We start from the raw sequence: 18,119 nt of genomic DNA on the forward strand, positions 1-18,119 counted from the left end.
GGGTCAGAAAGGTAACCGTCGCGGCTGCGTCTGCATCGTAACCCAGCGCAGCTCAGTAAACTCATGGATCCCCGCACGTCCACCAAAGCGACCGTACCCGGAATCTTTGGTGCCGCCGAACGGCATCTGCGCTTCATCGTGCACCGTCGGACCGTTAATGTGGCAGATCCCGGTTTGCAGATTTTGTGCCACGTTCCACGCCCGGGCGGTATCGCGGCTGTAGACCGCCGACGATAAGCCGTAAGCGCTATCGTTGGCAATCCGCAGCGCATCCTGTTCGTCGATTGCGCGGATCACTGCTTTTACCGGGCCGAAAGACTCTTCATGCCAGAGGCGCATTGCTGGCGTAACGCCGTCCAGCAGCGTCGCCGACATCAACGTTGAATCCGCTTTCCCACCGGTCAGCAGCGTTGCGCCGTGCGCCAGCGCGTCGTCAATCAGCGCATTGCAGCGATCCACGGTTTTCTTATCGACCACCGACCCTAACAGCCCGTCTGGCAAGCCGTTCACCCGATTAACCAGTGCGGCAATAAACGGCTCGGCAATCGCCTGTTCAACGATAATGCGTTCGGTCGACATGCAAATCTGCCCGGCGTTCGCGAACGCACCAAAGGTTGCCCCGGCGGCGGCCTGGTCGATATCGGCGTCATCCAGCACCAGCAGCGGCGCTTTACCACCCAGTTCCAGGACAACGGGTTTGAGGTATTTAGCGCAGGTCTGCGCAATGAGGCGGCCAACCGGCGTCGAACCGGTGAAGTTAATCCGCCGCACGCCGGGGTGGGCAATTAAACTTTCGACCAGCGCGGGCGCATCCTGCGGGGCGCAGGTCAGATAGTTCACCACCCCCGCCGGGAAGCCCGCCACCGCCAGTGAATCGATAATCAGTCCTTGGGTGGCGGGTGAGAGTTCAGAACCTTTGAGGATCACCGTATTGCCGCAGGCAAGCGGCGTGGCGATGGCGCGTACCGCCAGAATAATCGGTGCGTTCCACGGCGCCATGCCGAGCACGACGCCAGCGCCCTGACGGGTGGCCATCGCCAGATTGCCGGGAATGTTCGATGGGATTACCTGACCGTCGATCTGCGTCGTTAACGCCGCGGCTTCGCGCAGAATATCAGCCCCGAGGTGCACGTTAAACCCGGCCCACTGCGGCGTAGCGCCCGTTTCGGCATTCATGGTGGCGACAAACTGCTCGTGGCGTTTTTCCAGCTCATCGGCGGCGGCCAACAGCAAACGACGACGTTCACCGGGAGGCGTATCGCGCCACTGCGGGAACGCCGCGGCGGCGGCATCGGCGGTGCGGGTGGCATCGGTCAACGTGGCGGCGGGCGCGACGCTGGCAACGGTTTGAGTCACCGGATTCAGACGGGTAAAGGTGGCAGCGTTTTGCGCCGCGCACGCTTCGCCGTGAATATACAGGGTACAGGTGATGGTCATGACAGCCTCTTATCGACTCGGGTTATCCATCGAGTGTAAAGAGGCGTGGGCAGGTTGAATATCCATCGGGCGGATTTCGCACGCTTTTTTTCAGCTTTTGAGAGCGGTTCACATCCTTGTGCCGCCGAGGGTTACCTGAGAAGCGTATGCAGCCGTTGCTGCGCATCATCGCGCAACGCCAGAAGATTGACGGCTTCGCCTGGTTCGGTGCTACGGGCGTAAAGTGCGACCAGCCAGTCATAGACGTAGCGGGTGGCGGCGTGTACCGGTTGTTCGCCAAGCTGGGTCAAACGCGTACGGGATGCCGCTGTGGGTTGCACGAAAATAGCGCTGCCTTTCGCAATGCGGCTGGCCGGGCGCTGCGCCACTGGCTGTTCGGCATAACCCAGCCAGTTGATAAAGTTGCCGATAATTGCGCGAAGCTGGGCCGCACCGGCTTGCTGCCCGGTGCTGGCGCGTCGTAGCTGCTGAGCCAGCGACAGACGCTGGCTGGCGATGAGCAGGGACAGGGCTAACTGTTGCTGGGTGTCGCTGCTGAAATGTGCGTGCGGCTGGCGACTCCATTGACGCAAGTGTTTACACCACAGCGCATAGGCCTGCGAACCATTATCCTGATGCGTCAGCGGAGTTGATGCGACCGTTTCCGGCGCGGCAAACAGGTCCACCGCATCGTTAAACAGGCCGCTCACTTTTTCTTCATGCTGCTGCTGCACCTGGCATAACGCATCAAATGCCGCCAGCTCAGGTAACAGACTTTCCAGCAGCTCGCCGTGGCGGGCCGCGTGGGTTTGCAGCTCGCGGATCATCGCCTCGACCCGCGCTTTATCCGGCTGCGCAGACGCCAGCAGCGGCTGGCATAGCGTTCGCAGCTGCTGCTGACGGGCGCTACTGATGGCCGCAAAGCGACGCTGACGTAATTCCGGCTGTGATGCCTGCGACAGCCACTCGATCAGGCGCTGCAAGCTGCTGTGATCCAGTGCCTGCAGCGTGCCCCAGTGCTGACCCGGTTTACCGACTAACTGCTGAATGGCTTCATCGAAATGACGTTTGTGGATAAAACGATCGTCCTCTGGCGTAATCGCCCACACCAGCCCCGGCAGCTTGTTCTCCTGCACTGGCTGGGTTTCATTCACCCAACGCAGCAGAGTTTTAGCAGAAGAGGGGATCGCACTGCGCTGCGCCGTGGCGTTGCAGGTGAGCAGGATATCCGGCTGCTGCTGCTGGCGATAGTAGTCGAGCAGCCAGCGACATTTGCTGGTCCACAGCGGCGCTTCATCAACCAGCGGCGGTACGGGAATGTCGATGATATCTACGTTATCCAGCACGCCATGTTCGGTACTGAGCACCAGTTCCAAAGTGAGTTGCGCCAGCGTGGTTATCGGAACGCTCACCGCATTCTGGTAGCCATCGCGAGTCAGCGGGTGTACCAGCACCGCATCGTCGCTTTCGCCGCCCGGCGTTAAAAAGGCGTCCATCGGCAGAGTAAAAGCATCCACCAGCAAGCTCAGCGGCGCCATGACTTCCCGGCGATTGCCGAGTTGATGCAGCGTGTGCGCGAGCGTCAGCCACTGCTGAGTCAGCTCCTGCTGTTCGCCCCAGAGCAGTGACCAGGCGCGGGCGCGGGCGCTGAGATCCAGCGACGGCAGCAGATGCGCAAACTGATACCACAATGCATCGTCAATCTGCTGATAGTTGCCCGGTAAGGTATCGCGCCAGAAGCGGCTGATGGCGGCGATATCGGTGGCGGTTAGCCCCGGCACCGGCTGCGGCTGGCGTAGGCTCTGCCAACCGCGCAGACGCTCGGCAATCACGCTGCTGTCCGGCGGGCGAATATCACCGCGCTGCCAGGCATGAGCGATAAACAGCTGCACCAGCTCTGCTTCGCGTATCAATTTCAGGCGCAGCGGGAAGGCATCATCCGGCGTGGACTGGTCGCGACTAAAGCGCAACGCCATTTGGGGCAGGCCATGGCCGGGATTGATATGGCTAAAATAGTCGAGCGTTTTGCTACCGCTCTGCACCGTTAAACGGCCTTCGCCGCTGCCGCATAGCGTACGCAGCAGGTGCGCCTTTGAGGGCTGCGAATGGCCGAACAGCGCAATACTGGCGCGGCAAGTGAGCGCCTGCTGGTGAGTTTGCTGTTGCGCGTCGAGGGCCAGCAGGCGGATCAGCAATGCGTCGGCGTCATCATCCAGCGCCGGGTGCGCGTGTCGCTCAGTGGCAAGCCAGTCCATTACAGCATTTACAGTGGTCATTTCAGGAATACGCTCCCGCTATCAATCCAGTAATGGCTGCCGCTATGACGGCGGTCGGCCAACGTATTTAGCTTCAGGGTCAGGGCATCTGGCGAAACCGGCGTGCCGTCCTGCAACCACGCATCGCTCAGCACGAACGACTGCGGTGCGTCATGTTTACTGCCGCCCTGAAGCTTGAGGCGAACCTGCAATACGCCGTCGCCGGCAATGGCACGAGCCAGATCCGGCGAGTTGATACTCAGGGTATACAGCGGCGTGGCGGGCCAGCGGGTATTCGCGAGCTGACGGAAGCCGAGGGTGACGTTGCCGCGCAGCGGGAAATGCAGGCGGGCATCGAGCTTCGCGCCGGGCTTGTCGAGGTCAAGGTCGTGATACCAGATGTTCTCATCGCGCAGGGTATTGACGGTTTTATCCAGCACGCCGAGGTAGCGCACGGTGGAGTAGGCGCCGATATCCGCGGCCTTAAAGTTGAAGTGCGGCAGGCGGAGATCCAGCGCCAGGCTGCACAACATCGCGCCGACGGCGGCGGTTGATTTTGGGTTACCGATACGGCCCTGCTGGCTGAACGGATACCACTCGTGAACGTGATATTTATCCAGCCACACCATGCGGTTCACCGGTACCGGCTGGAGATAACGAATCAGCGCCTGAACGCCCGGTAGACAGCCCGGTCGCCCGGTCACCAGCAGCACGTCGCAGCTGTAGTGGGAAATGGCTTCACACAGGGCGTGCAGCGGGCCAGCAAGGGTAAATTCACCTGCCAGCATTGCTGACTGAAGGGTGCTGAAGGTCACTTCCAGCGGCACGGCGAGCAGATCAAACGGTGCGCTCCCGGCGGGCAGCGCATGCTCGATGGCCTGGCCGATGTAGTTCATCACGTTGCGGGTTGGCGTTTGCGATAACAGCTCACCAAAGGTGGCGTGCAGCCCGGCCAGCGGATCCTGTACGTCGCTTTGCTCCCAGGCGGCGAGAATGGCGTGGCCAATTGGCATAAACAGCTGCAGGGTGGTCTGCTGGCGCAGCACCGCCTGAGTGTCTAATCGCCCGGAATCGCCAAACAGTGTGGCCATCAGCGCCTGCGCATCGGCGACGCCGGACTTTTGCAGTTGGGTTTGCAGCGCGGGGAGGATGCAGCGCTGAATAATATCCAGCAGCACATCATCCCCGGCGATTTTAAAGCCTTCACGGAACAGCAATTGTGGGGTGATTTTGACGTTGCCGCCGATACCATCGTCCAGTTGATACTCGGCTATTGCCATATCGGTGGTGCCGCCGCCGAGATCCAGCGAGGCAATGCGCAGCGTGCGACCAGCCGTTTCGCCAGCCTCCGGTTGACGGTCCGGACGCGCCATGGCGGTGAAGAGCGCTTCGGTCTGCCCGGCAAAATGGGAAATGGCTTCGTTGTACAGCCAGACCAACTGACCGCAGCTGGCTTCATCCCACTCCATATGAATTTTCGGGATCGGCACGACGCTTTTTTCCTGTAGACGAACGTTGGCAAAATCGTCGTCCTGCGGGTGCCAGCCCATCGCTTTCCACACCAGCGCGATAGCTTCAAACATCCGGCGGCGGAAAATCTCGCGCTCCTGCTTCGGCATCGCCGACGGCAGGGTGAGGATCAGCGTACGCAGCTGGCGCGGCGAGGCCGGGAAGCCCAGGCGCAGACGGGTAGCCACGCTGTTGATCTGCCCCAGCGCCTGTGCCAGCAGTTCGCAGAGCATATGGGTCATCAGGGTGCTGCGGCTGTACTGCGGCGAGAAGACCGGCATGCGTTCGTCCGGCGGCAGGGTAAACAGCGGCTGACCTTCGTCGTTCATCAGGTTCATCAGCGGGAAGGCGGTCGCCAGAGGTTCGCGCTGGGTTTTGCTGTTCATCTGGCTAAAGCGCCAATCCTGGACCGTCGGCGTTTCATCCCATAGGTAGCGACGCGGGCTGGAGATGCCGCTGTAGCCTTCGGTGCCGGCGCGCTGCATCGCCAGCTTGCGCGCTTCATCGCCCACGCGAACCAGAGAAGGCCAGATAAAGGCGTCTTCGCGCCCGCTTTCCACCGAGAAGTGCTGCTTGCCGAAGCGGGATTCCGAGAACTCGACCCGGCTGGTAAACAGCGGTTCATTCAGGTACTGCGGCTCGCTAAGCGATCGCACCTGCAGCTCGGCGGTCTGGCGCAGGCCATCGTTAGCGTCGCCGTGGTCTTCAATGATCACGCCGCAGGTGTGGGTGTTGCCCACATCGAGAATTAAATCGACCGGGATGGCGGGCGTGCTAAGGGTGGCGGTGACCATTTTAATTTCCGGCACCGTCAGCTGTTCGCCGAGCAGCGCCAGGATGTTCATCCAGTGTCCCTGATATTCAAAGCTGCGCAGCGCCTGGGCAATATCGCGTTCGCTGCGGGTCTCATGGGCGGTGGTGACGTGCTGGAACACTTCGCGCAGCCAGCCGTCAATCCAGGTCTGGTCGAGGAAATCAGCAATTTCAATATCGCGCCAGGCCAGCGCAAAGCGGGTGCCGTTCAGCAGATCGCCCGCCACCGGGGAGAGCGACGTGGCATCGTCCGGGCTAATCTGGCTGTCGAACGCCAGCGTTACGCGGTGGGTTTTGCCCGCGCTGTCCGGTTCCGCCAGCTTTCGTATCTGCACGCGCGCCCAGTTATCCGGCCCTTCCACGAAGGTGCGCGGCGGGTTAAAGCGCAGGAACGGCAGCGGCAGCCAGACGCCGTCGAGCAGCGTCAGCGAGTGGTGCAGGGAGAGCGTCGATTCGGGTTTGACCACTTCTGGCGCGCGGCCGGGTTCACCAGGCAGCGTATAGCGCTGGTTTACCACATCATAATCCAGGCGCAGCAGCGGGCCGTTGGCGGTTTTGCGCACGAAGCGCCCGTGCTGCAGCGACTCCTGCGGGCTGAGACCGAAATCGAGGAACTGCACGCCGCTGTTGGCAATCAGCGTAACGCTCTGTTTGTAATCGCAAAGGGTGACCAACATGGCTTAGGCTCCCGTCTTTTTAAAGGTCAACGGCACAACAGTCTTAGCATCAAACCGTGCGGTACAGACGGCAACGTTGCTGTTGCCAGGCTTGCAGCTGATTTCCGGCAGCGGGTAGCGTGCGCCGTCGCTGCACTGCGCGTTGCCGCGACTTTTGATCATCAGCTCACCGTTCTGGTGCAGGCCGGAGAACACCGCGGCTTTACAGACGATGTTGCCTTCACGCACTACGCGGGCGGTGCCTTTGTTATTCTGAATTTGATAGCGTAGGCTGGGTGCTTTGCCGCTATGAGCATCGCTGACGTCCATCTGCGCCCGCCAGGTGCCATTGAGGAAGCGGGTGGTACCGGCGCGTAGCTGGTCAGCGTCCATCACCATCGCATCTTTGGGGATCACGGCGATCACTACCGGTTTTTCTTCTGGCTCGGCGACAGGTTCAACCTTCACGCTCGCCTGGTGCAGTGGCAGGTCGCTAATCAGTACCGGCATTGCGGGGCCTTTGAGCACGACGGGGGCAGGCGCGGGCGTGGCCTGCGTAACGGGTTCCGATTCGGCTTGGGTGCTTGGGATCATTAACGGTACGGCAATCGCCATTGCCGCGACGGCGGCGGCCAGCGGCAGACCCCAGACCCAGCGCCGACGGCGCGCTGTTGGCGCGACAGCAACCGTGACAGGCTCCGGCGCCTGCGGCTCTTCAGCGTCTTCCGCCGGTAGCGTATAGGCGTTAATCAGCGGCTCGTTGGCGGAGATTAGCGGGGCGTCGGCTTCGCTAAAGGTGACGATTGCCGGTTCCGGCTCTTCCACCTCAGGCACCACGTCAATGACCGGCTCGTCTTCTGTTATCTCCGGTTCAACGTACCGCAGGCAGTCGAGCGCATCTTCCCGGGCACTTTCGTTGAGGCTGACAAAGCCCCAGAAGCTGATAACCGGCTTGCCATCCACCAGAAACAGGTGGTTTTCGCCGGGGAACTGCAGTGATTTTTCCAGCAGCGCGCCGAACAGTTGCTGCGCGGTTTTCTCCGACTGCAGGCATTTTTTGCTGAGCGCGCGGGCGCTCTCCTGCAGGCCTTCTAAATAATGCAGCGCGCGGGTGCGCTGAGCCTCGTCGGCCGCTTTCCAGCCGATAATCTCGCCGTCGACTGGGGAATACCAGTCAACGCGATCGCCTTCATCATTCAGCTGCGGTATCGCCAGACAATCGGCCAGCGCCAGCTGTTTGCGTAAACGCAGGGTTTCGCGCACCTGAAGCGCAGAATGAAATACGGTTTGCCCGCCGCCGCCTACGGCCTGGAAATCATCAAGACTTCCACTGCGTAAAAGAGTTTTTGCCACGTTCCTGTCCCATAGACTTCTTCACGTCATTACTTTACGCAAAGCCAAATGCAACAAACGGCGAAAGAGAGGGGTAAATAGGGTAATTCTCGTGGCATTGAATGATTAGGCTTAAGCTAAATCGCGCCTGTAGGGCGTGGTTGCCGGATGGCGGTTACGCCCTATCCGGCCAACGGTTATGTGGTTAACCGGTTATATCGAAACGCGATTTTTGAAAATCCCGGTAGAGTGCCGGCGTCGCGAACGCCGGGAATTTCGCGCGCTGGGCGGCAGATTTTAGCGCTGCGCAATAGGCTTTATTGCCGTAGCTTGTTGAAACCTTTGTCACCGTACCATCTTGTTCAAATTCTAAATGTACCCGACATTTTTTGCCTTTCCAGCTTTGAGGCTCAACAAGCTCGGCATTGATTGCGTCTCTGATGGCACGCGCTTGCGTCCCCCATTCATCCTGATCGTCCCAGCGACCAGAACCGCAATTTCCCAGTGCTGTCGTCTTATGGCAATCGGAAGGGTGCAATGGCGCGCAGCCCGCAGCCAGAGTCGCCACTGCCGCCAGCATAAACATGTTCCTTACTCTTTTAGACAATCCCACTGCTTGCCTCCACTGTGATTAAACTCGCCAGATAGTGACACATCGTTGTTTCTGGCGACATACGCCTTCCCCAAAACCTTTGCATCTTCTTGTATTTGCTACCAATACAATCCGCCGGGAGGGGCAACAAAAACACCGTTGTATGCGATTTAACCTACTGAAAATAAAACGTTTAATATGATTTATGCGATTTGGTTATTTGCCAGTTATCTGCCCCTGTGCTGTTATTAAGCGGTCCATATAATAAAATCGAAAGGCTTATAACCATGATCACAGGGAACACTACAGGGAAAACGCTCCTCGCGCTGGCATTCAGCGCGCTGTTGCCGGCAGGCGCGATGGCGGCAAACACCGACACGTTGGTTTACTGCTCCGAAGCATCGCCAGAATCCTTTAACCCGCAGATTGCCAGCTCCGGCCCCTCTTTTGTGGCCAGCTCGCAGGTGCTCTATAACCGTCTGATCAACTTTGATCCGGTGAAAAATACCCCGGTTCCTTCTCTGGCAACGGCCTGGACCATCTCCCCGGACGGCCTGACCTATACTTTCACGCTGCGACAAGGCGTGAAGTTCAACAGCAACAAATTCTTCAAACCGACGCGTGATTTCAACGCGGATGACGTGATCTTCTCGGTGATGCGCCAGAAAGACGTTAACCACCCGTACCATAAGGTGTCGCAGGGCAACTATGAGTACTTCAGCGATGTGGGCCTCGATAAGCTGATTAAAGAGGTGAAGAAGATTGATGATAACCACGTACAGTTTGTGCTGAGCGAACCGAACGCCGCGTTCCTCGCCGATTGGGGAATGGATTTTGCCTCGATTCTCTCGGCGGAATATGCCGATCAGATGATGAAAAAAGGCACCCCGGAAAACGTCGACAACTGGCCAATTGGTACCGGTCCTTACGTGCTGCAGCAATACAAAGTCGATTCGCAGATTCGCTACCTGGCGAACCCGAACTACTGGGATGGCGAGGTGCCGACCAAACACCTGATCTTCGCTATCACCCCGAACGTGGAAACGCGTCTGGCGAAGCTGCAAACCAACGAATGTCAGATTATCCCGGCACCGTCACCGGTTCAGTTTGATGTTATTAAAGGCAACAAAGATCTGACGCTGCATGCCGTTGAGGCGCTGAACGTCGGCTATCTGGCGTTTAATACCGAGAAAAAACCGTTTGATAACGTGCTGGTGCGTCAGGCGCTGAACTACGCTACCGACAAACAGGCTATCGTTAACGCGGTGTTTATGGGCTCCGGCACCGTGGCGAAATCACCGATTCCGCCGAACATGATGGGCTATAACAAAGATCTCAAAGACTACAGCTACGATCCGGAAAAAGCGAAGGCGCTGCTGAAACAGGCCGGGCTGGAGAAGGGCGCGGAAGTGACCCTATGGTCAATGCCGGTACAGCGTCCGTATAACCCCAACTCGCGCCGCATTGCTGAAATGATCCAAAACGACTGGGCCAAAGTGGGCATTAAAGCGAAGATCGTCAGCTATGAATGGGGTGAATACCTCACCGGTATTCGTAAGGGTGAACACGACAGCGCGCTGTACGGCTGGATGTCGGACAACGGCGACCCGGATAACTTTGCTAATACGCTGCTCGGCTGCGACAGCATTAAAACCGGCTCTAACGCCGCGCGCTGGTGCAATAAAGAGTATGATGGCCTGGTGAAAAAAGCCCTGGTGGTGAGCGACCCGGCGAAGCGTGCCGCGCTCTACGGTCAGGCGCAGGAGATTTTCTATCAGCAGGCGCCGTGGATTGCGCTGGCGAACGGCAAAACCTTCTATGCCACGCGTAGCAACATCACCGGCTATAGCGTTAGCCTGATGGGCAGCGATTTTTCGAAAGTGAAAATTAATTAAGGAGTGAATATGTCACATCTGGATGAGGTCATCGCGCGCGTGGACGCCGCGGTGCAAGAGAACGTGATTACGCATATGAATGAATTGCTGGTGGTGTTAAGCGATGATGCTGAGCTGAGTCGTGAAGATCGTTTCACTCAGCAGCAGCGCCTGCGCGTGGCGATTTCTCATCATGGCCAGCACCTGCGCGAGCAGGAAGAGGCGCGTAAAGAGCAGCTTACTTCCGGTGGGACGATTCTTTAAGTCAGGCATGGTTCCCGGCGGCGCTTCGCTTGGCCGGGCTACGTTTGTTCACGACATCCGGTAGCCCGGCCGAGCAACGAGACGCGGGGAAATCTCCGCATCAAAACTGACGTTTCGCCACCAGCCACGCGCCGACAATCAGCATCACTGCGCCGCACACCGGCCCAACCAGCGCCCGCCAGGGCACGCCGTGGCTTCTCACGACATCCATTACCAACCCACCGATAAGCTGACTCGCTACCAGCACCGCAATGGTCGTCGCCGCCCCCACGTACTGATAACCGCTGATGCTGGCAAAGACGAAAAACGACCCCAGCAGGCCGGGGATCAACGTCCACCATTTGATGGTCGCCACCAGCTCGCTCACGCCCGCGAGCCCGTGTTTAATCAGCAAAATGCTGACAAACAGCACAATGCCGACCAGCGAGTTCAGCAGCATTGCCACCAGAATGGTGGAGGCAGACTGCGTAATGCGCACCATCAGCGTGTTCTGGATAACCAGACCGATGCCGGCGGCTATCAGGAACGTCAGCGTGAGGGATTGATTCATGCCTGTCCGTCCGGATCGCTACGGTTATCAAGCTGTAGCTGCATGAAGGTGAGATCCAGCCAGCGGCCAAACTTGGTGCCGACCTGCGGCATCTGCCCGGTGGTGACAAAACCGTGCTTCTCGTGCAGATGCAGCGACGCGTGGTTCTGTGCTTCAATACCGGCCACCATCACGTGCTTACCGCGACAACGGGCCTCTTCAATCAGCGCACCAAGCAGAATATTGCCCAGCCCTTTACCCTGGTGTTCCGGATGGACGTAGACCGAGTGCTCGACGGTGTGGCGGAAACCATCAAAGTTGCGCCAGTCGCCGTAGGAAGCGTAGCCGGTTACGCTACCGTTCTCTTCGCTCACCAGCACCGGGAAGTGTCCCAACTGGCGGGCTTCAAACCAGGCGATGCGGTTATCGGTATCGACGGTTTTGTCGTTCCAGATAGCGGCGGTATGTACCACTGCATGGTTGTAGATTGCCGCAATGGCGGCGCAGTCTTCTTTTGTAGCAAAACGAATAGACATGGAGTTGCACCCTGAGTGTTGTTCACTATATTATTACGATATGAATACTATTGAAGACAACTTAAATCAACGGATCGGTGCAAGAATTCGCATTGAGCGCGAGTCGCGCAGCTGGTCGCTGAGCGATCTGGCCGAACGTGCGGGCGTCTCCCGGGCGATGATCCACAAAATTGAACGTGGCGAAAGCAGCCCCACGGCGGCGCTGCTGGCGCGGCTTTCGGGCGCTTTCGGTATCAGCATGTCGACGCTGATTGCCCGCGCGGAGATGCAGGAAGGGAAGCTGCTGCGTTTTGCTGACCAGCCGGTCTGGCACGACCCGCAAACCCACTACCTGCGCCGTCACGTTTCCCCGCGTGGTGAACTGCCGGTTGATCTGGTACAGATTGAACTTCCAGCGGGCAGCGACATTCCGATGCCCGCGTCGGCCTACGCGATGGCGCGCCAGCTGTTGTGGGTGCAGGACGGCGAGCTGCTGTTTATGGAGGGCGATACCGCGCACCGCATGCAGACCGGAGATTGTCTCGAGCTTGGGCCGCCAAACGACTGCCGCTTTATCAACGATAGCGGCAAACCCTGTACTTATCTGGTTGTCAGACTCAACGTGCCGCTCTAATCCAGGCCGGGAGCGGCCCGAGCGTATTGTTTACCGCCGGTTAATACTCTATTAATTATTGCTTAAAGCTACGCGAGTGAAAAATATATATCGTATTTTCTGCGCAAAAAATAAAACGCTAGCTATTAATTATAAATAGTCTGGGTAAATAAAAGCGCGGAGTTATAATAATTATGCTGGATTTTGCTAAAGCACAACGTATCAGTTTGACGCAACAAATTGAGAATAACATCAAGAATGCGCTGGTTGTCGGGGCGTTAAAACCTGGCGCACGGTTAGTCACGCGAGAAATTGCCGTGAATCAGGGGATCAGTATTACGCCGGTGCGGGAAGCACTGCTACGACTGGTCTCCTCAGGGGCGTTGCAGGCAGCGCCTGCGCAGGCTTTTATGGTGCCGGTGCTCACCAATTCTGGGTATCTTGAGATTAATCAGATTCGAAAAAATCTCGAAGGGATGGCGACAGCCGCAGCCGCGATTAATATAACCCAGGAAAGAATGGGGGAATTAAGTCGCCTCTCTAACACTTTCCATGAGGCCAAGGCAGCAGGGGATGTCACCCGTATGCTGCAGACCAATTATCAATTTCGCTTTCAGATTTACGACTATGCGGAAATGCCAACATTGGTGACGATGATTGAGCAATTATGGGTGCGAGCGGGGCCGAGTCTTCATTATTTATATTTAAATTCAGTAGAACCGTTTCAGCATCAAAATGTGTATGAATCATTATTGAGTGCGCTGGAAAAAAGAGACGCCTCGGCGAGTTATTCGGCAATATCGCAAATTATCGACGAATCAACCTCCTTCCTGAAACAACAGTATCGCCATTAACGCCTTTCTGAAAATACGTTTCCGGGGTGCCCCGGAAACGTTTTTTTTATTACTCAAAACGCCATGCGACATTCACGCCGACGCCGTAATTACGGCCCGGTGCCGGTTCGTAGTAGCGCCCGTTGGACTCGTTAACGATAACCGAGCCAACATACTCGCGGTCGAACAGGTTATCCACGCGCCCGAAAACGTCCAGCGTCCAGTTGCTCAGGTTGAACTTGTAGCCGGTGTTCAGGCCAACGACGGTCCATGACGGCGCGCGGGCGGTGTTGGCATCATTCGCCATAATATCGCCCATATAGTGCACGTCAGCCCCCGCGTACCAGCCGCTTTCTGGTTCATAGCCCAGCGAGGCGAAGCCCATATTGCGCGCGATGCCTGGGATGCGGTTGCCGTTACAGCTGCCGTCGCCGCAGACGTCGCTGCGGTAGGTGGCGTTAAGCCAGGTCCAGGCCGCTTTGGCGCGCCAGTTTTCGGCAAACTGCTGATCGATAGCCAATTCAGCACCCTGACGACGGGTTTTACCGGCGTTTTTATAGCTGGCTCGGCTGTCGGTATTGCTGTCGGTCACGATCTCATTGGTGGTATCGGTCTGGAACAGCGCGGCGCTGAGCAGGCCGTTGCCAATGCGCGTTTTGCTGCCGATTTCATAGGTCTCGTTGGTCGATGGCTTGAGATCCAGATTCAACCCGTTTGCCGTACCGGAACGGTAGGAAAGCTCGCTGATGGTAGGCGTTTCAAAGCCGCGGCCAACGCTGGCATACACGTTCCAGGCATCGGTGATCGCGTACTTTAACGATCCCGCAGGCAGCCATTCGTGGTAGCGGGTATCGCCGCTGCTGTCGCCGTTGCCGGCGGTGACGTAGTGGTCGTTGGAGTCAAACCACACGGAGCTGTAGCGCACGCCTGCGTCCAAAGTCAGCTTTTCGGTTAGCTGCCACTGGGTTTGCAGGTACGGGTCGAGGTTCCACATCAGGTTGCGCTCGTTACGGCGCAAATTGCCTTTCTCGCCGTATTCCGGCGTGGAGCCGTTCATGACGTAGTTTTCGTAGCCCCGGCGTTTCTCGTTCATGTTTTCGTAGTTCAGCCCGGTGGTGAAGGTCACCGGGATAAGCAGCTCGCCATGGTGCGTCCAGCGGGTATCTATGCCCTGATAGTGGCGATCGAGATCGATAACGCCGCCGGAATGGCTTGGTTTCAGCTGCGGCCCATAAGGGATCGACTGATACTGCGTAGTCTGGCGTTCCCCTGCGTACATCATCACGCTCAGGTCGTCCTGCTCGCTGAGCTGGCGTTCATAACGCAGGCCCGCCTGGGTCTGCTTGACGCTCTTGCGTGTGTTGTACTGATCGCCGCGGGGTGACTGCTGGCGGTCGGCTTCCATTTCACTTTTGGTCAGGCCGCCGGGATCGTTGGCTTTAATATCAACGGTATTAAACAGCAGCGTCAGCTTGCTGGCATCGTTAATCCGCACGCCGAGCTTGGCATTGGCGAGGTTCTTGCGCGCCGCGCTGTGGTCACGGTAACCGTGGGTGGTGAATCGATTCGTCGATACCGTGTAATCGACATCGCCCGCCTGGGTGCCGTCGCCCACCGCACCGCTGGCCTTCATACCGTAGTGCCAGGTGCCGTAGCTACCGTAATAGCTGTTGGCTTCAATCGTGGTGGGTTGCTTCCCGCTCTGGGTGGTGACGTTGACCACGCCGCCGGAGGCGTTACCGTAGAGGACAGAGAAGGGGCCGCGCAGCACATCAACGTGATCGACGCTGCCGATGTCGATATTCGAGGTTTGCCCCTGACCGTCGGGCATGGTGGCTGGAATGCCGTCAACGTACAGACGAATGCCGCGCACGCCAAAGGTCGAGCGGGAGCCAAAACCGCGAATAGAGAGCTGGAGATCCTGCGCGTAGTTCTGGCGGTTTTGCACCTGTAAGCCCGGTACGGCGCCCAACGATTCAGAAAGGTTAACCTGCGGCGCGGCGTGACGCATATCTTCGCCATCGACCACACTCACGGCGGCGGGGGTATCCAGTTCGGAAACCGCCTGCGGCGCGGCGGTGACGATTAACGTTTGTTCATCATTGGCCCAGGAAAAAGGAGCAAAAACAAGCGGCAACAGCAGCGCTGGCAGCGTTACTGAGCGTACGGTTATGATTTTCATGAAAAACTCGCAAAATGTACCAAATGGAACAGACCCGAATAGGTTAATACTTTTGTAAATATATTGAAAACTTTAGCAGCATAAATCGTTAATTTCCGGTGATGAAATAGCAACTATTTGGTTGCTGAGCGTAATAAAAGCTCCACTTTACATAAATTAATGATTACTATTCGCATCTACAAAACGTAGCGCTACGACGCTGCGGAGCCAGAAGCGATGTGCAGCAGAAAAAACTACGTTCATCAAAGGGAGTCGTCATGTCATTACGTCAATCGTCCGCGCCGCGTCTGCGCCGTTCTCTGTTACTGAGTGCTTTCCTGCTGGCGGGGAGCTTTAGCGCGCATGCTGCAGATGAAATGCTGCGTAAAGCGGTCGGGAAAGGGGCATATGAAATGGCCTACAGCCAGCAGGAAAATGCGCTGTGGCTGGCCACCTCACAAAGTCGTAAGACCGATAAGGGCGGTATTGTTTATCGTCTCGACCCGGTTACGCTGGAAGTGACGCAGGTTATTCATAACGATCTCAAACCGTTTGGCGCGACGCTGAATAACCAGACCCAGACCCTGTGGTTTGGTAACACCATCAACGGTGCCGTGACCGCGATTGACGCCAAAACCGGCGATGTGAAAGGCCGTCTGGTGCTGGATGGCCGTGAGCGTAGCGAAACGGTTAAGCCGCTGCAGCCGCGTGAACTGGCGGTGGATGAGAAAACCAATACCGTCTATATCACCGGCATAGGCAAAGACGGCAGCTCTGTTTGGGTTGTCGACGGCGACAAGCTGACGTTGAAAACCACCATCACCGGTACCGGCACCTTTGGCACTGGCCTGGCGGTTGACGCCGATAAACAACGCCTGTACGTGACCAACGGCGACGGCGAACTGGTCACCATCGACACCGCGAGCAACAAAATTCTGACGCGTCAGAAACTGCAGGACGATGGCAAAGAGCACTTCTATATCAACATCAGCCTGGATAAGGCCGGTCAGCGTGCCTTTATCACCGACTCCAAACAGCCGGAACTGCTGGTGGTAAACCTGAAAGACGGCAAAGTGCTGTCGAAGGTGGATACCCAGGAAGGGCTGGCCGTGTTGTTTAACCCGGCTCGTAACGAAGTTTACGTGACCCAGCGTAAAGCGGGCACCGTGACGGTAATTGATGCGAAAGACTATAAAGTCACCAAAACCATCAAAACCCCGACCTTCCCGAACAGCCTGACGCTCTCCGCCGACGGTAAAACGCTCTACGTCAGCGTGAAGCAGGAATCGACTCGTCAGAAAGAGGCCACTGCGCCTGACGATGTGATTCGTATCGCGCTGTAAGCGGCAAACCGGGAGGTCAGTTGATCTCCCGGAAATCATCACGTTATCTTCTGTTACATCCCGTCGATACCCCATTTCTCTGTATCAGGCATACAATATGTCGACTCAACTCTGCCGCTGGCGGGGACAATGAACGGAGAGAACATGAAAAAGTCTTTATATTTCCTGTGCGCAGGGGCAATGTTGCTGGCGCTGACGGGCTGTACCACTAACTATGTGATGACCACTAAAAGCGGTCAGACGATTGTGACGCAGGGGAAACCGAAGCTCGATAAAGAGACCGGCATGACCAGCTACACCGATCAGGACGGCAACGCGCGCGAAATCAACAGCAGCGATGTGTCACAACTGGTGGAAGATAATTGATCTGATTTTCGTTTAGCGACCGCGCTTACGGTATTCGCCCGGCGAAATACCAAACCGCTGTTTGAAGGCGGTGGAGAAGTGGCTGTGGTCGCTGAATCCCCAGCGATAGCCGATTCCGGCCAGCTTTTCGTCGTCCGGCGCGCTCTGTAGCGCCTTCGCGCAGAGATCCAGACGACGGTTTTTGATGTACTGCGCCACCACCAGACCTTTATCGGCAAACAGCCGGTACAGGCTTCTTACCGACATGCCGGTTTCATCGGCGAGCCACTCCGGGCGCAGATGCTCTTCCTGAATCGCGTCATCAATCAGCAGCATAATCTTCTGAAACTGCTTCTCGCGGCGGGACGGGGCGACCTCTTGCTGATGCAGCATCGGGCGCAGCAGGCAGACCATGGCATCCAGCGCCGCTTCGCTCTCGCTAGCGGAAAGCTGCGGGCTGCTCATGCTCTCATGCAGCAAACGCTGGCTAAGCTGGACCATCGGCAGAGACTTATCGAGACGGGTGGCAACGCTAATTCCACTGCCGCGCAGCTGATTTTCCAGCAGTTGGCGGGGTAGTAACAGCGAGACCTGACGTGAGGTTTGCTGCCAGAGGATAGAACAGGGGCGTGAGGCGTCGATCAGCGTCATATCGCCGGTTTCCAGCTTAACCTGACGATCGTCCTGCTCAATATCGGCCTGACCGGCGAGCTGAAACACGGTGTAGAACCAGGCATCGTTGCCGCTGCGTATCTCCTGACGGGTGCGGAACAGATTGACGTTGCGGGTGGTGACGGTACTGAGCTTGAGGCTGCCCGCATAGCTGGTGTCTATCTCACCGTGAAAGTCGCCCTCCAACGGACGCGCGGCAAAATGGCCGCACACCTGATTGATTTTCGCCAGCCACGCCTGATAGGTCTCACCGCCATTTACCGCTGCCATACGCCATCTCTGCAATGAAAATGTTTTGGCATTGTTGCATTTATGTTGCCTTTAACAAGGGTTAGCGGGGGAATATATGAAAGAACTATTACCTGTTGCACATTTCTGCCAGAGCAATCTGTCTAAT

15 protein-coding genes are annotated in these 18,119 nt (G+C 57.4%); 6 read left to right on the forward strand and 9 right to left on the reverse strand.

The features are described 5' to 3' along the window. Window positions 1-3 precede the first annotated feature (3 nt). The 5 genes from V6944_RS21305 to V6944_RS21325 all read right to left on the reverse strand — a co-directional run bounded on the left by V6944_RS21305 (window position 4) and on the right by V6944_RS21325 (window position 8,561). A complete protein-coding gene (locus V6944_RS21305; protein ID WP_333500417.1) occupies window positions 4-1,437 on the reverse strand; it encodes an aldehyde dehydrogenase in 1,434 nt (477 codons plus the stop codon). A gap of 131 nt (window positions 1,438-1,568) precedes the next feature. After that, window positions 1,569-3,692, reverse strand: a complete 2,124-nt coding sequence (locus V6944_RS21310) for a virulence factor SrfC family protein (protein WP_333500418.1) — start codon at window positions 3,690-3,692, stop codon at window positions 1,569-1,571. Then, entirely contained in the window at window positions 3,689-6,670 is a 2,982-nt protein-coding gene (locus tag V6944_RS21315; protein ID WP_333500419.1) for a virulence factor SrfB, read from the reverse strand. Before V6944_RS21315 ends, V6944_RS21310 begins: the two co-directional genes overlap by 4 nt. A 3-nt stretch (window positions 6,671-6,673) precedes the next feature. Then, entirely contained in the window at window positions 6,674-8,002 is a 1,329-nt protein-coding gene (locus tag V6944_RS21320; protein WP_333500420.1) for an SrfA family protein, read from the reverse strand. Window positions 8,003-8,186: 184 nt separating this feature from the next. Further along, window positions 8,187-8,561: a cell envelope integrity TolA C-terminal domain-containing protein gene (locus V6944_RS21325; RefSeq protein WP_333500421.1), complete on the reverse strand. Its 375-nt coding sequence runs from the start codon at window positions 8,559-8,561 to the stop codon at window positions 8,187-8,189. Between the two features lie 299 nt (window positions 8,562-8,860). On the opposite strand from V6944_RS21325, the gene V6944_RS21330 reads away from it, so the two are divergent. Further along, on the forward strand, window positions 8,861-10,468 hold the full coding sequence (locus V6944_RS21330) for an ABC transporter substrate-binding protein (protein WP_333500422.1): 1,608 nt from the start codon (window positions 8,861-8,863) through the stop codon (window positions 10,466-10,468). Between the two features lie 9 nt (window positions 10,469-10,477). After that, on the forward strand, window positions 10,478-10,711 hold the full coding sequence (locus V6944_RS21335; RefSeq protein WP_185666226.1) for a DUF2526 family protein: 234 nt from the start codon (window positions 10,478-10,480) through the stop codon (window positions 10,709-10,711). A 100-nt stretch (window positions 10,712-10,811) separates the two neighbouring features. Here the strand turns inward: V6944_RS21335 and V6944_RS21340 are convergent, their stop codons facing one another. Both V6944_RS21340 and V6944_RS21345 read right to left on the reverse strand, forming a co-directional pair. Next, entirely contained in the window at window positions 10,812-11,261 is a 450-nt protein-coding gene (locus V6944_RS21340; RefSeq protein ID WP_333497298.1) for a DMT family transporter, read from the reverse strand. Further along, window positions 11,258-11,776: a GNAT family N-acetyltransferase gene (locus V6944_RS21345; RefSeq protein WP_333500423.1), complete on the reverse strand. Its 519-nt coding sequence runs from the start codon at window positions 11,774-11,776 to the stop codon at window positions 11,258-11,260. The genes V6944_RS21340 and V6944_RS21345 overlap by 4 nt, the downstream gene beginning before the upstream one ends. A 40-nt stretch (window positions 11,777-11,816) precedes the next feature. Here V6944_RS21345 and V6944_RS21350 point away from each other — a divergent pair, with 40 nt between their 5' ends. Together V6944_RS21350 and V6944_RS21355 are read left to right on the forward strand one after the other, a co-directional pair. Next, a complete protein-coding gene (locus tag V6944_RS21350) occupies window positions 11,817-12,389 on the forward strand; it encodes a helix-turn-helix domain-containing protein (protein WP_333500424.1) in 573 nt (190 codons plus the stop codon). A gap of 173 nt (window positions 12,390-12,562) precedes the next feature. Further along, window positions 12,563-13,222, forward strand: coding sequence for a GntR family transcriptional regulator (locus tag V6944_RS21355; protein ID WP_333500425.1), 660 nt, complete (start codon window positions 12,563-12,565; stop codon window positions 13,220-13,222). A 49-nt stretch (window positions 13,223-13,271) separates the two neighbouring features. Here the strand turns inward: V6944_RS21355 and pqqU are convergent, their stop codons facing one another. Then, window positions 13,272-15,383, reverse strand: a complete 2,112-nt coding sequence (pqqU, locus tag V6944_RS21360) for a TonB-dependent receptor PqqU (RefSeq protein ID WP_333500426.1) — start codon at window positions 15,381-15,383, stop codon at window positions 13,272-13,274. A gap of 257 nt (window positions 15,384-15,640) precedes the next feature. Between pqqU and yncE the strand changes: the two genes are divergently transcribed. Next, window positions 15,641-16,705 (forward strand): 7-bladed beta-propeller protein YncE, encoded by a 1,065-nt coding sequence (yncE, locus tag V6944_RS21365; protein WP_333500427.1) that lies wholly within the window; start codon window positions 15,641-15,643, stop codon window positions 16,703-16,705. A 144-nt stretch (window positions 16,706-16,849) separates the two neighbouring features. Then, complete coding sequence (locus tag V6944_RS21370; protein ID WP_333500428.1) at window positions 16,850-17,071, forward strand: YgdI/YgdR family lipoprotein; 222 nt, start codon at window positions 16,850-16,852, stop codon at window positions 17,069-17,071. Between the two features lie 12 nt (window positions 17,072-17,083). On the opposite strand, the gene feaR is transcribed toward V6944_RS21370, so the two are convergent. Then, the gene (gene feaR, locus V6944_RS21375) at window positions 17,084-17,992 is read right to left on the reverse strand and encodes a transcriptional regulator FeaR (RefSeq protein WP_333500429.1); all 909 of its coding nucleotides are present in this window, start codon (window positions 17,990-17,992) and stop codon (window positions 17,084-17,086) included. Window positions 17,993-18,119 lie beyond the last annotated feature (127 nt).

It is taken from the genome of Kluyvera sp. CHPC 1.2972, from assembly GCF_036759925.1.
Taxonomy (GTDB): Bacteria; Pseudomonadota; Gammaproteobacteria; order Enterobacterales; family Enterobacteriaceae; genus Kluyvera.